The sequence below is a fragment of the Mesorhizobium sp. M4A.F.Ca.ET.090.04.2.1 genome (genome assembly GCF_003999085.1).
Classification (GTDB): domain Bacteria; phylum Pseudomonadota; class Alphaproteobacteria; order Rhizobiales; family Rhizobiaceae; genus Mesorhizobium.
This window is the reverse complement of sequence record NZ_RZOT01000064.1, coordinates 1-15850: the sequence shown is the minus strand read 5'-3', so window position 1 is coordinate 15850 and position 15850 is coordinate 1. Positions and strand designations below refer to the sequence as shown.

Genomic DNA, 15850 nt, shown 5'->3' with positions numbered 1-15850 from the left:
ACACAAGGGAGGCTTCGCCCCGTGACGGCTGCCAAAAACGCTTTGCATTCAAAGACAACCGGCGACCTGCTCGACCGCGAGCAACAGCGCTTCCTCGAAACCCACCCGCGCTCGGCGGCGGCGTGGGAAGAGGGCAAGAGGCATTTCCTCTATGGCGGTCCCTCGCACTGGATGCGCCGCTGGGCCGGCGGTTTCCCGGTCTATGCGGCGTCGGCCAGCGGCGCCCACATAAGCGACATCGACGGCCACGACTATGTCGACTTCGCCCTTGGCGACACCGGCGGCATGTGCGGCCATGCGCCGGAGGCGGTCACCCGCGCCGCCCTTCGCCAGTTGCGGAACGGCACCACGATGATGCTGCCGACCGAGGACAGCCTCTGGGTCGGCGCAGAGCTTACGCGCCGCTTCGGCCTGCCTTACTGGACGCTCACCACCTCGGCCACCGACGCCAATCGCGGCGCCATCCGCATTGCCCGCATAATCACCGGCCGCGACAAGGTGCTGGTCTTCTCCGGCTGCTATCACGGCGGCGTCGAGGAGGCGCATGTCGAGATCCGCGACGGCCGCGTCGGCATGCGCAACATGATCCATCCCAATGGCGTCGACCATTCCGCCGTCTCCAGGGTGGTTGAGTTCAACGACATCGCGGCGCTCGAGGAGGCGCTCTCGGCCGGCGACGTCGCCTGCGTGCTGACCGAGCCGCTGATGACCAATTTCGGCATGATCCCGGTCGCCGACGGTTTTCACGCCACGCTTCGCGAGATCCCCCGCCGCACCGGCACGGTGCTGATCATCGACGAGACCCACACCATCTCCAGCGGGCCGGGCGGCTGCACCGCGCAGCATGGTCTGGAGCCGGACATGCTGGTTACCGGCAAGGCGATTGCCGGCGGCATCCCGGCCGGCGTCTTCGGCGTCTCGCGGGAGATCGCCGAGCGATTGTGGGCGATCGTGCCGATGGTCAATCCGCGCGTGCGCCAGTCGGCGCATCTCGGCATCGGCGGCACGCTCGCCGGCAATGCGCTGACCGTCGCCACCATGCGCGCGGTGCTGGAGGAGGTGCTGACCCCCGCCAATTTCGAGGTCATGATCGCCAATGCCTCGCGCCTGGCCGAAGCCGCGCGCGGCATCATCAGCGCCAGCAGATTGCCCTGGCATGTGACGCAGGTCGGCGCCCGCGCCGAGATCATGTTCATGCCCGCGCCGCCGCGCAACGGCGCCGATGTCATTGCCGTCCGGCGCGGCGACCTCGAGACGCTGCTGCATGCCTTCTACATGAACGAGGGCATATTGGTGACGCCGTTCCACACCATGTTCCTGATGTGTCCGGCGACGTCGCCGGCCGACGTCGACCGCCACACGGAAGTCTTTGCCCGCTTCGTCGATCTCGTCCGCGGCGCGGGGGTCGTCTGAAGCCGACATTACCGGCCCGGCCTGATCAGGAAACCGAACGTTAGACAAGGAATTAACTTTGCGGCGGCTGGAGCTACACCAGCGCGCCGCAAACGGCTATCTATCGTCGCGGAATCATACTTCGGGGTCATGAGAGGCGCGGCTTGCAACTGGACCTGAAAACCATTGAAGCGCTTGCCCCTGACCAGGCCTCGCTCAGCGCCGCCTCGAAGCTGACCAAGCGGTCGAACTGGCCTCGGCTCGAGACAAATGAGCAACTGGGGCTCATCTGGGGCGAATGCCAGGGCTCGGGATCGAATCCCTACCGTGTAGCATTCGATACCGGCGACCATGGCTACAAATGCACCTGTCCGTCGCGGAAATTCCCGTGCAAGCACATACTGGGGCTGATGTGGATCGGCGCCACCGCGCCGGCCAGCTTCGATCGCGTCGAGCAGACGCCGGATTGGGTCAACGACTGGCTCGGCCGGCGCCGCCGGCCCGGGCAGCCAGCGACGCAGGCGGCGGCAAACTCGGAAGGCAAAAGCATCGACGAGGCATCGCGGCCCGAGCAGAGCGCTCCGGTCGAAGATGCCGTGGCCGCTGAACGCCGCGAGGCGGCACAGCGCAAGCGGGCCGAGGACACGCGAAGCGCCGTGGCGGCAGCGCTGGACGAGCTCGATCAATGGATAGCCGACCAGCTCCGGCTCGGCCTTGCCGGGTTCGTCGATGCCTGCAGCGAGCGCTGCCGCCGCATTGCAGCCCGGCTGGTCGACCTCAAGGCCACAGCGCTTGCCGGCCGCGTCGACGCGTTGCCGGCGCGGTTGATGGCGCTGCGCGGCGAGGAGAAGCCGGATGCCGCGATCCGCGAGCTCGGCAAGCTGGTGATGCTCGCCAAGGCTTGGCGCGCCACGCCCGATGATCCCGAGCTGAAACGACTTGTGTCGACATCTGAGACGCGCGAGCAGGTCCTCGCCAACCCCGACGCCGTTCAGGTCGAGAGCGATTGGGAGGTGCTCGGCGAGAAGATAGAAACCCGCCGCGACGGGCTTGTCAGCCATGCGACATGGCTGCTCGATCTGAAGAGCCCGGCGCCGCGATTTGCCGTTCTGCTCGATTTCTTCCCGGCTTCGGCCGGGCGCCGGTCCGGCGCCTTCGCGCCGGGAGATCGCTTCAAGGCCAAGCTCGTATTCTATCCATCGCGCAATCCGCTACGGGCGCTGGTCGTGGAACGGCTCGGTGATTCGGCACCAGGCGCTTGGCCAGCCTTCGGCTCGGACGCAGCCGGCGATCCGCTTGCCGCCTATGCCGCCTTCCAGGACGGCGCGCCATGGCTGTCGGATTGCCCGGTCATCCTGCCTGCCGGCGCGATCGCGCTGGACGAGAAGGAAGGCGCCTGGTGGCAGGCTGCGGGCGATCCGCACGGCATTGCCCTGCCTGTCGCGGGATCGGTCAACCAGACGTTGCTCGGCCTCGAGCTTGCAGCCACGGCGGCGCTCTGGAACGGCGCCAGGCTCGAGCTTCTTGCGTCGCAGAGCAATATGGGGAGGCTCGATCTGTCGTGAACGAACTCGAGCAGGCAGGGCTGGCAAGGTTGCGCGACGGCTGGATTTCCGGCGGCGCCGCTTTCGAACTTGCCCCTGCCGAATGGAAGGAAGTGGCGGCTGCGGCCAGCCCGGACGAGCAGCAGAGGCGGCTGCTGGCCATTGCCGCGCAGGCGCTCGATGTCGCGCTTCGGCCGGCGGCGGCGAAAACCTTGAAACGCCGTCCGCCGCTGCCGGTGCTGGCCATGCCGACGCTCCCGGAACGGCTGCGGCCGTTGCTGCGTGCTGCATTGAAATATGCAGCCGAAGTGAGGCTCAAGACCCGCGTGGCCGCGCTCGTCGCCAGCCGCGGCTTCGTGCTGCATCCGATGGATTGGATGGCCGCTGCGTCGGATCAGGAAAGTCCCGAGGTCTATGCCCCTTGGGTCGACTGGCAGGCAGGCGCGGACGGTGAGAAACAGTCCCGGCGCGAGCAACTGACTGCGGAGACCTGGGATGATTTCTATCCCGCGGCGCGCCGTACCGCACTGATCGATTTGCGGCGCACCACACCTGCCTTGGCGCGAACGCTTATCGAGACCAAAGGGGCCAGCGAGCCGGCGGAGGTCAGGCTAGCGCTCGTCGAACTCATGCGCTTCGGCCTGGGTGCCGACGACGTGCCGTTCCTGAAGAGCCTGTCCGCCGATCGCTCGGGCAAGGTGCGCGAAATGGCCGGCCGGCTCCTGGCAAGGTTGGGAGAGCATGGCAATCCGGCTGATGGCGGGTCGGAAGATCCGACAGCCGAGCTTGCCGCTTTCATCGAGGAAGGTAAATCCGGCTTCATTCGCCGCCGCACCACCTACGCACCGACAAAACTCAAGTCGCCTGCGCAACAAGCCCGTCGCGCCGACTTGTTCGCATCCTGCTACCTCGGCGATCTTGTCGCTCGCTTCGGCAAGACAGAGCCTGAATTCATCGGCGCATGGCAATTCGGCGTCGATGACAATGCCGATCGTTTTCTCGTTCTAATGGTCTCGGTGTCCGGCAGCGATGCGGCGGTGGCCTGTTTGGCGGATATGCTTGTCGCCGAAGGCGGCAAGCTGGCGCTTCTCGTCCTCCAACTCATGTTGCGTTTGGACGGCGGCAGGAAGCGTCTCCTGATCAGTCAGATCCTGAATGACGCGCAGAATCTGCACGCGCTAAATCAGGTCGAAGGCGCCGAAGCAGGCTGGCTGGAATGGGGCGACCTCGCAAAAGGCAAGACGCTTTCGGCGCTGCGCTCCGCCGTCTCGGGCGACAACGACGTCATGAAACGAAGCGCTGAGCAGTATCTCGAGGCCATAGGCTTTCTCGCCACGGCGGCGACGGCGGAGAAATTGATCGGCGAGGTCGTCGCCGCCGGCCTGCCGCCCGCATCCCCATCGCTCGGCCTGCTGCGGATCAACGCGGCGCTGGCCGAAAAGCCTTCCCAATCCAACAGATGATCAACCCGGAGATGATCGCATGAACGCAGCCATCCGCCTTCCGGCCGAGCAGGTCTATGCCGCCGAACTGCAGGCGCTCGCGCGCGGCGACGACCGCCAGAAGCCCGCCGGCTGGAGCCTGTCGCCGAAGGCCGTGCTTACCTATCTGATGGGCGGCAAGGCGGACGACGGCACGGTGATTTCGCCGAAATATGTCGGCCGCCGGCAATTGATGGAAACGGCGGTGGCCACGCTCGCGACCGATCGCGCTCTGCTTTTGCTCGGCGTGCCGGGAACGGCGAAATCCTGGGTTTCGGAACATCTCGCCGGCGTTATCATGGGCAATTCCACGCTGATCGTGCAGTGCACCGCCGGAACCGACGAGAACCAGATCCGCTACGGCTGGAACTATGCCCAGTTGCTGGCGAAGGGCCCGAGCCAGGAGGCGCTTGTGCCGACGCCGCTGTACCGCGCCATGCAGGAAGGCAAGCTCTGCCGCCTGGAAGAGCTGACGCGCATGGGCTCCGACGTGCAGGACACGCTGATCACCGTGCTGTCGGAAAAGATGATGCCGGTGCCGGAGCTCAACACCTCGATCTACGCCCAGCGCGGCTTCAACATCATCGCCACCGCCAACAACCGCGACAAGGGCGTCAACGAACTCTCCTCGGCTCTGAAGCGCCGCTTCAACGTCGTGGTGCTGCCTCTGCCCGGGGACATGGCGGAAGAGGTTTCGATCGTTTCCAGGCGCGTCGGCGAGATGGCCGGCGGATTGGACCTGCCAGTGCCGAAGAATGTCGGCGAGGAGATCGCCCGCGTGCTCACCATTTTCCGCGAGTTGCGCTCCGGCGCGACGGCCGACGGCAAGGTGACGCTGAAGACGCCATCTGGCTCGCTCTCCACCGCCGAGGCGATCGCAACCGTGATCAGTGGCCTCAGCCAGGCGGCATGGTTCGACGACGGCAAGTTTCACGCCGAAGGTTTGGCGCCGAGCCTTGTCGGCGCGATCGTCAAGGATCCGGTTCAGGACAAGGTCGTGCTGGAGGAGTATCTGGAGACGGTGCTGAAGAAGCGGTCGGACTATGCCGGCTACTACGCGGCGCTCAACGCGGCCATCTGAGCCATGACTCAGGGCGGCATCAGTTATTTCGGCATCCGCCACCACGGACCGGGCTCCGCCGAGAGCCTGGTCAAGGCATTGCAGGAATTGCAGCCTGTCGCCGTGTTGATCGAAGGGCCGGTCGATGCGTCGCCGCTGTTGCCGCTGCTCGCCAGCCCCGACATGAAGCCGCCGGTGGCGCTGCTCTGCTATCCCGAGGACGATCCGGCCGCGACCAGCTTCTGGCCGTTCGCCGAATTCTCGCCGGAATATCAGGCGGCGTTGTGGGCGGTCGCCAACAAGGCGGCGCTGCGCTTCATCGATCTGCCGTCCGCGGCGCGGCTGGCCGAGAAGGCGCCCGAAAGTCCGACCGACACCGATACCGCCGAAGCGGAACCTGTCGAAGAGCAAGGCGAGGAAGCGACGCGCATCCAGGATCCGATCGGCACCCTGGCGCGCGCCGCCGGCTACGAGGATGGCGAAAGCTGGTGGTCCGATATCATCGAGCAGAATCCCGCGCCGGGGCCGATCTTCGCGGCCATTGCCGACGCGATGACGACGCTGCGCGACGGCGAGGGTGTGATCGGCAAATTCGAGGCGATGCGCGAGGCGCACATGCGGCTGGAAATCGCAGCCGCGCGCAAGGAGTTCGATGGGCCGCTAGCGGTCGTCTGCGGCGCCTGGCACGTGCCGGCCTTGCAGGCGGCGCATACGCAAAAGAGCGACCAGGCCCTGCTCAAGGGAATGGCCCGCCGCAAGACCATGATGACCTTCGCGCCGTGGACGGGGCCGCGCCTGGCGCTCGGCTATGGCTACGGCGCCGGCGTCGTTGCGCCCGGCTGGTGCAAGCATCTGTGGCAGACGCGTGCGCAGGGCGACTCTTCCATCCTGTGGCTGGCGCGGATCGCTTCGGTCCTCAGGGCGAAAGGCCACATGATCTCGACCGCGTCGCTGATCGAGGCGGAACGTCTGGCGCGCGCGCTTGCGGCCATCCGCGAACGGCCGAAGCCGGGTTTCGAGGAACTGCGCGACGCTTCGATCGCAGGGCTGTTCAACGGCGAGGCCCTGCTGTGGAAGATGGTCGAGGCCGAATTGCTGCTAGGCGCCGATGTCGGCGAGATACCGCCGGACACGCCGCTGGCGCCGCTGATCGATGACCTGCAGCGCAACCAGAAGACGGCGCGGCTGAAGCCCGAGGCCTTGGAACGGGAGCTCTCCATCGACCTGCGCAGCGAGAGCGGGCTGTTTCGGTCGACGCTGCTGCACCGGCTGAACGTGCTTGGCGTGAACTGGGGCAAGCTGACCGACACCGGGCGCAGCCGCGGCACCTTTCGCGAGCGCTGGATGCTGGCCTGGCAGCCGGAGTATGCCGTTCAACTGGTCGAGAACCTGGTCTACGGCCCGACCATCGAGAAGGCCGCCAACGGCCGCCTGGTTCAGATGATCGCCGCCGCCGCGACACTCGACACCCTGGCCGCGCTGGTCCAGGGCGCCATCACGGCGGCTCTCAGTGAAGCTTCCGCTGCTGGCCTCGTCGCGCTGGAGGAAAAAGCGGCACACAGCAGCGAATGCCTGGAACTTCTGGCTTCGGTGCCGCCGCTGGCCGACATCATCCGCTACGGCGAAGCGCGCAAGACCGAGACGGAGCGCCTTGCGGGCCTACTGGAGCGGCTAATCGTCGAGGGCTCGATCGCGCTGCCCTACGCCGCGCGCGATCTCGACGTTCAGGCCGCCGCGGCGTTGATCGGCGCGATGCGCAAGGCCGACGAGGCGATCAGGCTGGTGGAGCCGGGCGAGGATGTCGTGGATGCCTGGCGCGGCGGCCTCGCGGCCGTGCTCGATTCGTCGCGATCGACAGCGCTCGTTGCCGGTTGCGCGGCCCATCTGCTCTACGAGGCCGGACGGCTCTCCGCAGAGGGCGCGGCCGACCTTTTGGCAAAGCGCCTGTCACCCGGGACGCCGGTCATCGACGCTGCCGCTTTCTTCGAGGGCTTCTTCAGCGGCGCCGGTCAGCGACTGATCTATGACGAGGGTCTGCGCGGCGCCGTCGATGCATGGCTTGCCTCACTCGACGAAGAGGCCTTCGTTGCGCATCTGCCCTTGCTGCGCCGCGTCTTCTCCAACCTCGACAGCATGGAGCGCCGGCGTTTGATCGAAGCGGTGCTCGGCAAAGGAGCGAGCCTGCCCGCCGGGCTGACGCCGACGCCCGACGGCGGCGAAGCCTGGCGCCGGCACTTTGGTCTCCTCGGCAAGCTGCTTTCAGGGGAGCCCAGCCATGGATGACGATGCGATCGGGCCGGACCTCGAGCCGACGGGAGGAACGCGGGAACGCCGCTGGCGGCTGGCGATCGGCGCCGACGATGCGTCCTCGTCGGCACTCTCCGCCGAGGATCGGCGGCTTTCGGCGGCGCTCGACGCGCTTTATGGCGACAACAGCGGCGACACGGCCGGCGATCCGCGCAAACGGCGCGGCGGGCTCGGCCGCTCGGCGCCGCGCGTCGCGCAATGGATGGGTGATATCCGCTCGTTCTTTCCCGAGCAGGTCGTCCAGGTCGTGCAGAAGGACGCCTTCGAGCGACTGAACCTGAAGCAGATGCTGATGGAGCCGGAGTTCCTCAAGGCGATCGAGGCGGACGTCAATCTCGTCGCGGATTTGGTCTCGCTGCGTTCGGCGATGCCGGACAAGACCAAGGATATCGCCCGTTCGATCATCTCCGACATCGTCGCCAAGCTGATGCAGCGCCTCGAGCAAAAGACCGCCGAGGCGATCCGCGGCGCGCTCGACCGGTCGCGGCGCACCAACCGGCCACGGCAGCGCGACATCGACTGGCCGCGCACCATCGCGGCGAACCTTCGCCACTATCAGCCCGACCACAAGACGGTCGTGCCGGAAAGGCTGGTCGGCTTCATGCGGCGTCAGCGCCGGCTGGTCGACCTCGACGAGGTGACGCTGTGCGTTGACCAGTCCGGCTCGATGGCAAGCTCGGTCATCTACGCCTCTATCTTCGCTGCGGTGATGGCCTCGCTGCCGGTGGTGCGCACCAAGCTGGTCTGCTTCGACACGGCGATCGTCGACCTGACGGAGGAGCTCAGCGATCCGGTCGAGGTGCTGTTCGGCGTCCAGCTTGGCGGCGGCACCGACATCAACCAGGCGGTCGCCTATTGCGCCGAGCGGATCGAGCGGCCGACCAAGGCGCATTTCATTTTGATCACCGACCTCTACGAGGGCGGCAACGGCCAGGAGCTTCTCAAGCGGCTGGCAGCGCTGGTCCGGTCGGGCGTCAATGTCGTCGTGCTGCTGGCGCTCACCGATCAGGGTCGTCCCGGCTATGATCCCGCGATGGCTGGATCGGTCGCCGCGCTCGGGGTTCCGGTTTTCGCCTGCACGCCCGATCATTTCCCAGATATGATGGCGGCAGCGCTGCGTCGGGAAGACATCGGCGCCTGGGCGGCAGGGGCGGACATCAAGCTGATCCGAGCCGACACCGAACCACTCAAGGCAGGCGAGTAAGCCTGCCGCTGCGGCCGTTCAGCGAGGATCAGGCCGCCTTCTCGCTGATCAGCTCGAAGCGCTCGACCTCGCAGTGCCGGCCGACCACGGCCAGGATTTCCACCGAAGGCTCGACGGCATCCGGTTGCTTCCATGCGAGATTGAAGGAATGGACGAACCGGTCGCGGTCGGCGTCATGCTCCATGCCGATAAAGCGCGCGTCATAGCCGAGCGGACCGACCATGTCCCTGAGAACCGGCGGAGAGCCATTCGGCCATGAGACCGCCAGGATCGCATGGTGGTCGCGCGGGATCCTGAGGTCGACCCATTTCAGCGCCTGCAGCGTCACCAGCGTCATCACCGTCGCGATCGCGCCAAGGCCGAACTGGCCGCCGCCGAAGGCGAGGCCGATCATGGTCATGATCCACATCGTGGCGGCGGTGGTGACGCCGGTCACGAGATCGCCGCGCCGCAGGATGGCGCCGCCGCCGATGAACCCGACGCCGGTCAGCACACCCAACGGAAAACGCAGCACGTCCATGCGGACGAAAGAGTCCGTGCCCTTGCCGGCCACGTCGAGCAACATATTGGCCTGGATCATGGCGATGGCCGCGGCAAGGCCGACCAGTATTGTCGTTCGCAGCCCGGCGGTATGGCCGCGTGCCTCCCTGTTCAGACCGATCAGGAAGCCCGCCAAGAGTGTGAAGACGAGCCGCGCGGCGAGGTCGGGCCAGGTCGGGTGAAGCGGCATATCGCAGCAAAGCGGCTCGAACATCGTTCAAAGAGGCGCGCGCGCCGCGCCACTCCTTGTTCCCAACGACTTCAACCCCGTTGAAGGGCTGAAGGTTCCTTGGCGGCCCGGAGCACTGGCGCCGTCTATCGCGCCCCTTGCACGATTTTGAGACAGGCGCCGCTTGACTCCGGTGTAGCCTTGTGAAAAATTTTGCAGCAACTGATAAAAATATCAAAAGGGCGGAAATGGTTGGGTTCGGCAACGGCCTCCTGCGCGACGATGAGACCAGCATGGCCGCTCGCGCCGCTTGGCTTCACTATGCCGGCGGCCTGACCCAGGCCGAGGTCGCCAAGCGGCTCGGCCTGACCAGCCTCAAGGCGCATCGCCTCATCACCAAGGCCAACCAGGAAGGGCTGGTTAAGGTCTATATCGACGGCGAGATCTCCGAATGCGTGGCGCTGGAGGACGAACTGTCCGGCCGCTACGGTCTCGACTATTGCGAGGTGGTGCCGGACTTCGATCCGGAAGACCTGCCGCTCAAGGCGCTGGGCATTGCCGGCGCTCAGTTCCTCAAGCGCGAGATCGAGCGCGGCGAGGGCACCCTGATTGGCGTCGGCCATGGCCGCACGCTCGCGGCCTGCGTCGAATACCTGCCGCGCATCTCGGCCGACGGGATCCGCTTCGTCTCGCTGCTCGGCGGCCTGACGCGCAAATTCTCGGCCAACCCGCATGACGTGATCCATCGCCTCGCCGAGCGCACCGGCGCCGAGGCCTATGTCATGCCGGTGCCGATGTTCGCCAACACGGTCGAGGACCGCGCCGTGCTGCTCGGCCAGAAGGGCGTCAGCGAGGTCTTCGATCTCGCCAGGTCCGCCGACCTGCTGCTGGCCGGCATCGGCACCGCAGAGCAGGAGGCCTCGCTGGTCGCCACCGGCATGATCGACAAGGGCGAGATGGAGGAGACCCGCCGCAACGGCGCCGTCGGCGAACTGCTTGGCCATTTCTTCGACGAGGCCGGCAAGCCAGTGGCGACCACGGTTTCCAGCCGCGCCCTGGCGCTCGCCCGCGAGGACATCGCCAACCGCAGGATCGTCGCCGTCGCCGGCGGCAAGGTGAAGGTTCGAGCCATCAAGTCAGTGCTGGAGGGCCGCTACCTCAAGGGCCTGATAACCGACGAGCGGACGGCGCGATCGCTCGTGGAACAGACGCCGGTCGGGTAGCCGGCACCGCTTTGGTTGAAACTACCCTGTGGAGGAGAAGAGGACATGCATGAGAAAGAAAAAGACCTGATCGACGCGTTCCTGCGTGGACAAGTCGACCGCCGTGGACTGATCAGGGGACTGGGCGCCATGGGCCTTGCCGCAAGCACCGCCGGTGTCTTGCTCAATCTGGGCCAGACCCGCGCGCTCGCCGCCGATTTCGACTGGCAGGCGCACAAGGGCAAGACCATCAAGCTCTTGCTCAACAAGCATCCCTATGCCGATGCGATGATCGCCGACCTCGACAATTTCAAGCAGCTGACCGGCATGAACGTCGTCTATGACGTGTTCCCGGAAGACGTCTATTTCGACAAGGTCACCGCGGCGCTCTCGGCGAGCTCCTCCGAATACGACGCCTTCATGACCGGCGCCTACATGACCTGGACCTATGGCCCGGCCGGCTGGATCACCGACCTCAACGAGTGGATCAAGGACCCGGCCAAGACCAATCCGAAATATGCCTGGGACGACTTCCTGCCCGGCGTCAAGAACTCCTGCGCCTGGAACGGCAAGCCCGGCGGCGCGCTGGGTTCGGAAGACGCCAAGCAATGGTGCATTCCGTGGGGCTTCGAGCAGAACAACATCACCTACAACAAGGCGATGTTCGACAAGGCCGGCGTCAAGGTTCCCGGCAGCATGGACGAGATGGTGGCAGCGGCCGCCAAGCTCACCAAGGATGTCGGTGGCGGCGTCTATGGCATCGGCGTGCGCGGTTCGCGCTCCTGGGCGACGATCCATCCGGGCTTCCTGTCGGCCTATGCCAATTTCGACCAGAAGGACCTCAACGTGTCGGCCGACGGCAAGTTGTCTGCTGCCATGAACACCGCCGAATCCAAGGCCTTCCACAAGCAATGGGTGCAGATGATCCAGGAGAGCGGCCCGAAGGACTGGTCGACCTACACCTGGTACCAGGTCGGTACCGATCTCGGCGCCGGCGCCTCGGCGATGATCTTCGACGCCGACATCCTCGGCTACTTCATGAATGGCGGCACCAACAAGATGGCCGGCCAGCTCGCCTTCGCCGGCTTCAAGGCCAATCCGGCCGCCAAGGCGCCGACGCCCAACATCTGGATCTGGTCGCTGTCGATGTCCAACTTCTCCAAGGACAAGGACGCCACCTGGTACTTCCTGCAGTGGGCTTCCGGGCTCGACCATTGCCTGTTCGGCGCCACCAAGATGGACTTCGTCAATCCGGTCCGGCAGTCGGTCTGGAAGGACGAGGTGTTCCGTGAGAAGCTGAACAAGAGCTATCCGGGCTATGTCGAGATGTTCGACGCCTCGGCGCCCGGCGCCAGCATCAAGTTCACGGCGCAGCCGCTGTTCTTCGACCTCACCACCGAATGGGCCGCGACGCTGCAGAAGATGGTGGCCAAGGAAGTGCCGATCGACGAGGGCCTCGACAAGCTGGCCGAGAGCATCAACGGCCAGCTCAAGGAGGCCGGCCTCGGCTGATATCGGGCAGCGGCTGGCGCGCAACGCGGGCCAGCCGCGACCCTCAACGACACTCGCGAGGCGAAGCGGTATGCTTCGCCAACGCCCGACCGGCCGCCTTGCTCCCTTGGGCGGCCGGCAGGGCGGAGCAACCGGGATAACGGAAGAGCGCGATGACCGCGGCGACGACAGTCCACAGACCCTCCGGCTTCAGGATCAGCAAGCGGGTTCTGCCCTATCTCCTCAGCCTGCCGGCGCTCCTGGTCTGCATCGGCATCCTGATCCCGTTCCTGACCTCGGTGGTCTATTCCTTCCAGCGCTACCGGCTGAGTCAGCCATGGGCCAGGCAATTCAACTGGGGCGACAACTACATTTCGTTCTTCACCGACCCGAAGTTCTGGAACACGCTCGAGGTGTCGCTGCTCTATGCCGGCATCACCGTGGTGCTCGAACTGCTGCTCGGCCTCGGCATCGCCATGCTGTTGCAGAAGCGCTCGACGCTGAACAACTTCATCTCGATCATGCTGTTGATGCCGCTGATGACGGCGCCGGCGCTGGCTGCCCTGATGTGGAAGCTGATGACCAATCCCGGCTTCGGCGTGCTTAGCTACCTTGCCAGCCTCATCGGCCTGCAGGACTTCCGCTGGGCCTCCTCGCCGTCGACAGCGCTGCTCACCGTCGTGCTGGTCGACATTTGGGTCTACACGCCCTTCATCATGATCCTGCTGCTTGCCGGCCTGCGCAGCCTGCCGACGCAACCCTTCGAGGCGGCCGCGCTCGACGGCGTGCCGAGGAGCTTCGTGTTCTTCCGCATCACCCTGCCGATGCTGACGCCCTATATCCTGACCGCGACGCTGTTCCGCCTGCTCGATTCAATCCAGCAGTTCGACATCATCTACGCGATGACCCAGGGAGGGCCCGGCGACACGCTGACCGTTTTCCAGGTCGAGGCCTATCTCAACTTCTTCCAGTCGACCAATGTCGGACGCTCGGCGGCGCTGATGATCATCCTGTGGGCGATCACCTATTTCCTCTCCAACATCTTCATCAAGAACTGGCTCCGGCTGCGCGAACGCGCCCGCGGCCAGGCATAGGAGGCAGGGATGGAACACACCTCGCTTCTCGAACGCATCCTGCGCGGCGTGGCGCTCACGCTGGTGGTCATCTTCTTCATGTTCCCGATCGCCTGGATCTTCATGATGTCGTTCCAGACCAACGAGACGATCCTGCGCATCCCGCCGCAGCTGATCTTCGAGCCGACGCTCGCCAACTACACGGCGCTGATCACCGGCAAGCTGGTGACGGCGGCCGGCACGCTCGACATCGCCTTCATGCGCAACCTTTGGAATTCGGTGTTCCTGTCGGTCACCTCGGTTGCCGTCTCGCTGCTGCTTGGCGTGCCCGCGGCCTATGCTTTCGCCCGCCACAAATTCCGCGGCTCGGAGGACATCGCCTTCACGCTGCTGTCGTTCCGCTTCGCGCCGGCGCTGCTGGTGCTGTTGCCGCTCACCCTCTATTTCCAGAAGCTTGGACTGGCTAACACCTATATCGGGCTGATCTGGGTCTACCAGCTGATCTGCCTGCCGCTCATCCTGTGGATCGTGCGCGGCTATTTCGAGGACATCCCGGCCGACATCGAATACGCCTATCGGATCGGAGGCCATTCCTGGTTCGCCACCTTCCGCAAGATCGCGCTGCCGCTGGCCGGGCCGGGCATCGCCGCCGCCGGCCTGCTCGCCTTCATCTTCGCCTGGAACAATTTCGTCTTTGCGCTGGTGCTCGCCTCCGCCGACAAGCAGCCGGTGACGGTCGGCGCACTGGCCTTCATCACCTCGTCCGGCATTCAATACGGCCAGATCTCGGCCGCGATCGTGCTGTCGATCACGCCGACGCTGGCGCTTGCGCTCTACGCGCAGCGCTATCTCGTCGAAGGCCTGTCGCTCGGCGCCGTGAAAGGGTAGCTCCGATGGCCAGCCTCGAACTGAAAAATGTCGTAAAGCGCTACAAGAGCCAGACGGTCCTCGACAATCTGTCGCTGACCGTCGCCGACGGCGAAACGCTGGTGCTGTTCGGTCCGTCCGGCGTCATCGACCCCGACGAGGGCAAGATCCTCATCGGCGGCGAGGTCATGACCGATGTCGATGCCGAGTTCCGCGGCGTCGGCATGGCGTTCCAGAATTTCGCGCTGTTCCCGCATATGAGCGCCTTCGACAACATCGCCACGCCGCTCGAGGCCAGGCACTCCTCGCAAGGCACTATCAAGGCCGGCGTCGAGAGCGTCGCCAAGTTGCTCAAGATCGACCATGTGCTGAGCCACAAGCCACGCGCGCTCTCCAACGGCCAGAAGCAGCGCACTGCGCTAGCCCGCGCCCTGGTCGGCTCGCCGCCAATTCTCCTGCTCGACGATCCCTTGCGCAACGTCGATGCCAAACTGCGCTTCGAGATGCGGCTTGAACTGCCGCGGCTCCTGCATGACCGCGGCGCGACCGTCGTCTACGTCACCCAGGACTACAAGGAGGCGATGGCGCTCGGCAACCGCATCGCGGTGATGTCGCAAGGCGTCATCCGCCAGCTCGGCACGCCCGAGCAGATCTATCGCGAGCCGGCCAATGTCGAGATCGCCAGGCTGTTCGGCGATCCGACCATCAATTTGCTCGACGTCAAGCCGGCCCGCGACGCCAAGGGCATCTATGTCGGCCTGTCGAACGTCCAGGTCCATCTCGCCGGCGCCTATGAGGCGGCGGTCGGGCGCGACTGCGTCATCGGCCTGCGGCCCGAGGCGCTGAGCTTCGTCGGCGAGGCCACGCCCGGCGCCGTTCCGGTGACCGTCGAGGCCGAGACGCCGCTCAACGAAAAGATCGTCACCTTGGTGCGTACCGTGCGCGGCCGCGAGATCCTGGTCTCGCGCCCGGCTGGAACGCCGGGCCAGACCGAGGGCAAGGCGCATATCGCCGTCGACAGCAAGAGCGCGCTGCTGTTCGATCATGCGAGCGGCGAGCGCATCGGCGCCAATAGGGTCGTCAATTTGCGCAGCGGAGAAGCGGCATGAGCGCCAGCGCCCTCACCATTTCCGGCGTCGACAAATTCTACGGCCCGATCGACCGCGGCGTGCATGCGGTGAAGAACCTGACGATCGGGATCGCCAAGGGCGAGATCGTGGCGCTGCTCGGCTCGTCGGGCTGCGGCAAGACCTCGACGCTGCGCATGATCGCTGGCTTCGAGGAGGTTTCGCGTGGCGAGATCGCCGTCGCCGGCCGCAAGGTGCACACACTGGCGCCGGTCAAGCGCAACGTGGCGATGGCCTTCGAGGGCTACTCCCTCTATCCGCCGCTCACCGTGCGCGAGAACATGGCCTTCGCGCTGAAGGCGGCGCGGCTTTCGAAGAGCGATGTCGACGCCAAGGTCGCCAGCATCGCCAAGCTGCTCGAGATTGAGGACATCCTCGAGCGCTATCCGAGCT

General features: G+C 65.7%; 13 protein-coding genes. 12 read left to right on the top strand and 1 reads right to left on the bottom strand.

All coding sequences use genetic code 11. The annotated features are described in order from the left end of the window. The 6 genes from EN781_RS07280 to EN781_RS07255 all read left to right on the top strand — a co-directional run. On the top strand, positions 1-1413 hold a 1413-nt coding region (locus EN781_RS07280), incomplete at its 5' end, for a transaminase (RefSeq protein WP_281034362.1). A 143-nt stretch (positions 1414-1556) separates the two neighbouring features. Further along, positions 1557-2957, top strand: a complete 1401-nt coding sequence (locus EN781_RS07275; RefSeq protein WP_127399883.1) for an SWIM zinc finger family protein — start codon at positions 1557-1559, stop codon at positions 2955-2957. Then, positions 2954-4399: a DUF5691 domain-containing protein gene (locus EN781_RS07270; RefSeq protein WP_126056086.1), complete on the top strand. Its 1446-nt coding sequence runs from the start codon at positions 2954-2956 to the stop codon at positions 4397-4399. Before EN781_RS07275 ends, EN781_RS07270 begins: the two co-directional genes overlap by 4 nt. 19 nt (positions 4400-4418) lie before the next feature. Beyond that, a complete protein-coding gene (locus EN781_RS07265; RefSeq protein WP_127399882.1) occupies positions 4419-5498 on the top strand; it encodes an AAA family ATPase in 1080 nt (359 codons plus the stop codon). Between the two features lie 3 nt (positions 5499-5501). Continuing rightward, positions 5502-7760, top strand: coding sequence for a DUF5682 family protein (locus tag EN781_RS07260; protein WP_127399881.1), 2259 nt, complete (start codon positions 5502-5504; stop codon positions 7758-7760). Beyond that, a complete protein-coding gene (locus EN781_RS07255) occupies positions 7753-8988 on the top strand; it encodes a VWA domain-containing protein (RefSeq protein ID WP_126056083.1) in 1236 nt (411 codons plus the stop codon). The genes EN781_RS07260 and EN781_RS07255 overlap by 8 nt, the downstream gene beginning before the upstream one ends. Before the next feature lie 28 nt (positions 8989-9016). Here EN781_RS07255 and EN781_RS07250 read toward each other — a convergent pair whose 3' ends face one another. Next, a complete protein-coding gene (locus EN781_RS07250; protein WP_126056082.1) occupies positions 9017-9742 on the bottom strand; it encodes an MgtC/SapB family protein in 726 nt (241 codons plus the stop codon). Positions 9743-9945: 203 nt separating this feature from the next. On the opposite strand from EN781_RS07250, the gene EN781_RS07245 reads away from it, so the two are divergent. The 6 genes from EN781_RS07245 to EN781_RS07220 form a co-directional block, all read left to right on the top strand. Then, positions 9946-10920: a sugar-binding transcriptional regulator gene (locus tag EN781_RS07245; protein WP_126056081.1), complete on the top strand. Its 975-nt coding sequence runs from the start codon at positions 9946-9948 to the stop codon at positions 10918-10920. 45 nt (positions 10921-10965) lie between these two features. Next, positions 10966-12411: an extracellular solute-binding protein gene (locus EN781_RS07240; RefSeq protein ID WP_126056080.1), complete on the top strand. Its 1446-nt coding sequence runs from the start codon at positions 10966-10968 to the stop codon at positions 12409-12411. Between the two features lie 152 nt (positions 12412-12563). Beyond that, complete coding sequence (locus tag EN781_RS07235; protein ID WP_126056079.1) at positions 12564-13484, top strand: sugar ABC transporter permease; 921 nt, start codon at positions 12564-12566, stop codon at positions 13482-13484. A gap of 9 nt (positions 13485-13493) precedes the next feature. Continuing rightward, positions 13494-14351, top strand: a complete 858-nt coding sequence (locus tag EN781_RS07230; protein WP_126056078.1) for a carbohydrate ABC transporter permease — start codon at positions 13494-13496, stop codon at positions 14349-14351. Positions 14352-14356: 5 nt separating this feature from the next. Beyond that, positions 14357-15439, top strand: a complete 1083-nt coding sequence (locus EN781_RS07225) for an ABC transporter ATP-binding protein (protein WP_127399880.1) — start codon at positions 14357-14359, stop codon at positions 15437-15439. After that, positions 15436-15850, top strand: a 415-nt coding sequence (locus EN781_RS07220; protein ID WP_145965456.1) for an ABC transporter ATP-binding protein, incomplete at its 3' end; no start/stop codon positions are given. The genes EN781_RS07225 and EN781_RS07220, both read left to right, overlap by 4 nt.

What these genes read in the sequence shown, in the direction of transcription:
- EN781_RS07265 (WP_127399882.1), top strand. Translation starts at nt 4,419, where the DNA reads ATGAACGCAGCCATCCGCCTTCCGGCCGAGCAGGTCTATGCCGCCGAA.
- EN781_RS07230 (WP_126056078.1), top strand. Translation starts at nt 13,494, where the DNA reads ATGGAACACACCTCGCTTCTCGAACGCATCCTGCGCGGCGTGGCGCTC.
- EN781_RS07245 (WP_126056081.1), top strand. Translation starts at nt 9,946, where the DNA reads ATGGTTGGGTTCGGCAACGGCCTCCTGCGCGACGATGAGACCAGCATG.
- EN781_RS07225 (WP_127399880.1), top strand. Translation starts at nt 14,357, where the DNA reads ATGGCCAGCCTCGAACTGAAAAATGTCGTAAAGCGCTACAAGAGCCAG.
- EN781_RS07260 (WP_127399881.1), top strand. Translation starts at nt 5,502, where the DNA reads ATGACTCAGGGCGGCATCAGTTATTTCGGCATCCGCCACCACGGACCG.
- EN781_RS07235 (WP_126056079.1), top strand. Translation starts at nt 12,564, where the DNA reads ATGACCGCGGCGACGACAGTCCACAGACCCTCCGGCTTCAGGATCAGC.
- EN781_RS07240 (WP_126056080.1), top strand. Translation starts at nt 10,966, where the DNA reads ATGCATGAGAAAGAAAAAGACCTGATCGACGCGTTCCTGCGTGGACAA.
- EN781_RS07250 (WP_126056082.1), bottom strand. Translation starts at nt 9,742, where the DNA reads ATGTTCGAGCCGCTTTGCTGCGATATGCCGCTTCACCCGACCTGGCCC.
- EN781_RS07255 (WP_126056083.1), top strand. Translation starts at nt 7,753, where the DNA reads ATGGATGACGATGCGATCGGGCCGGACCTCGAGCCGACGGGAGGAACG.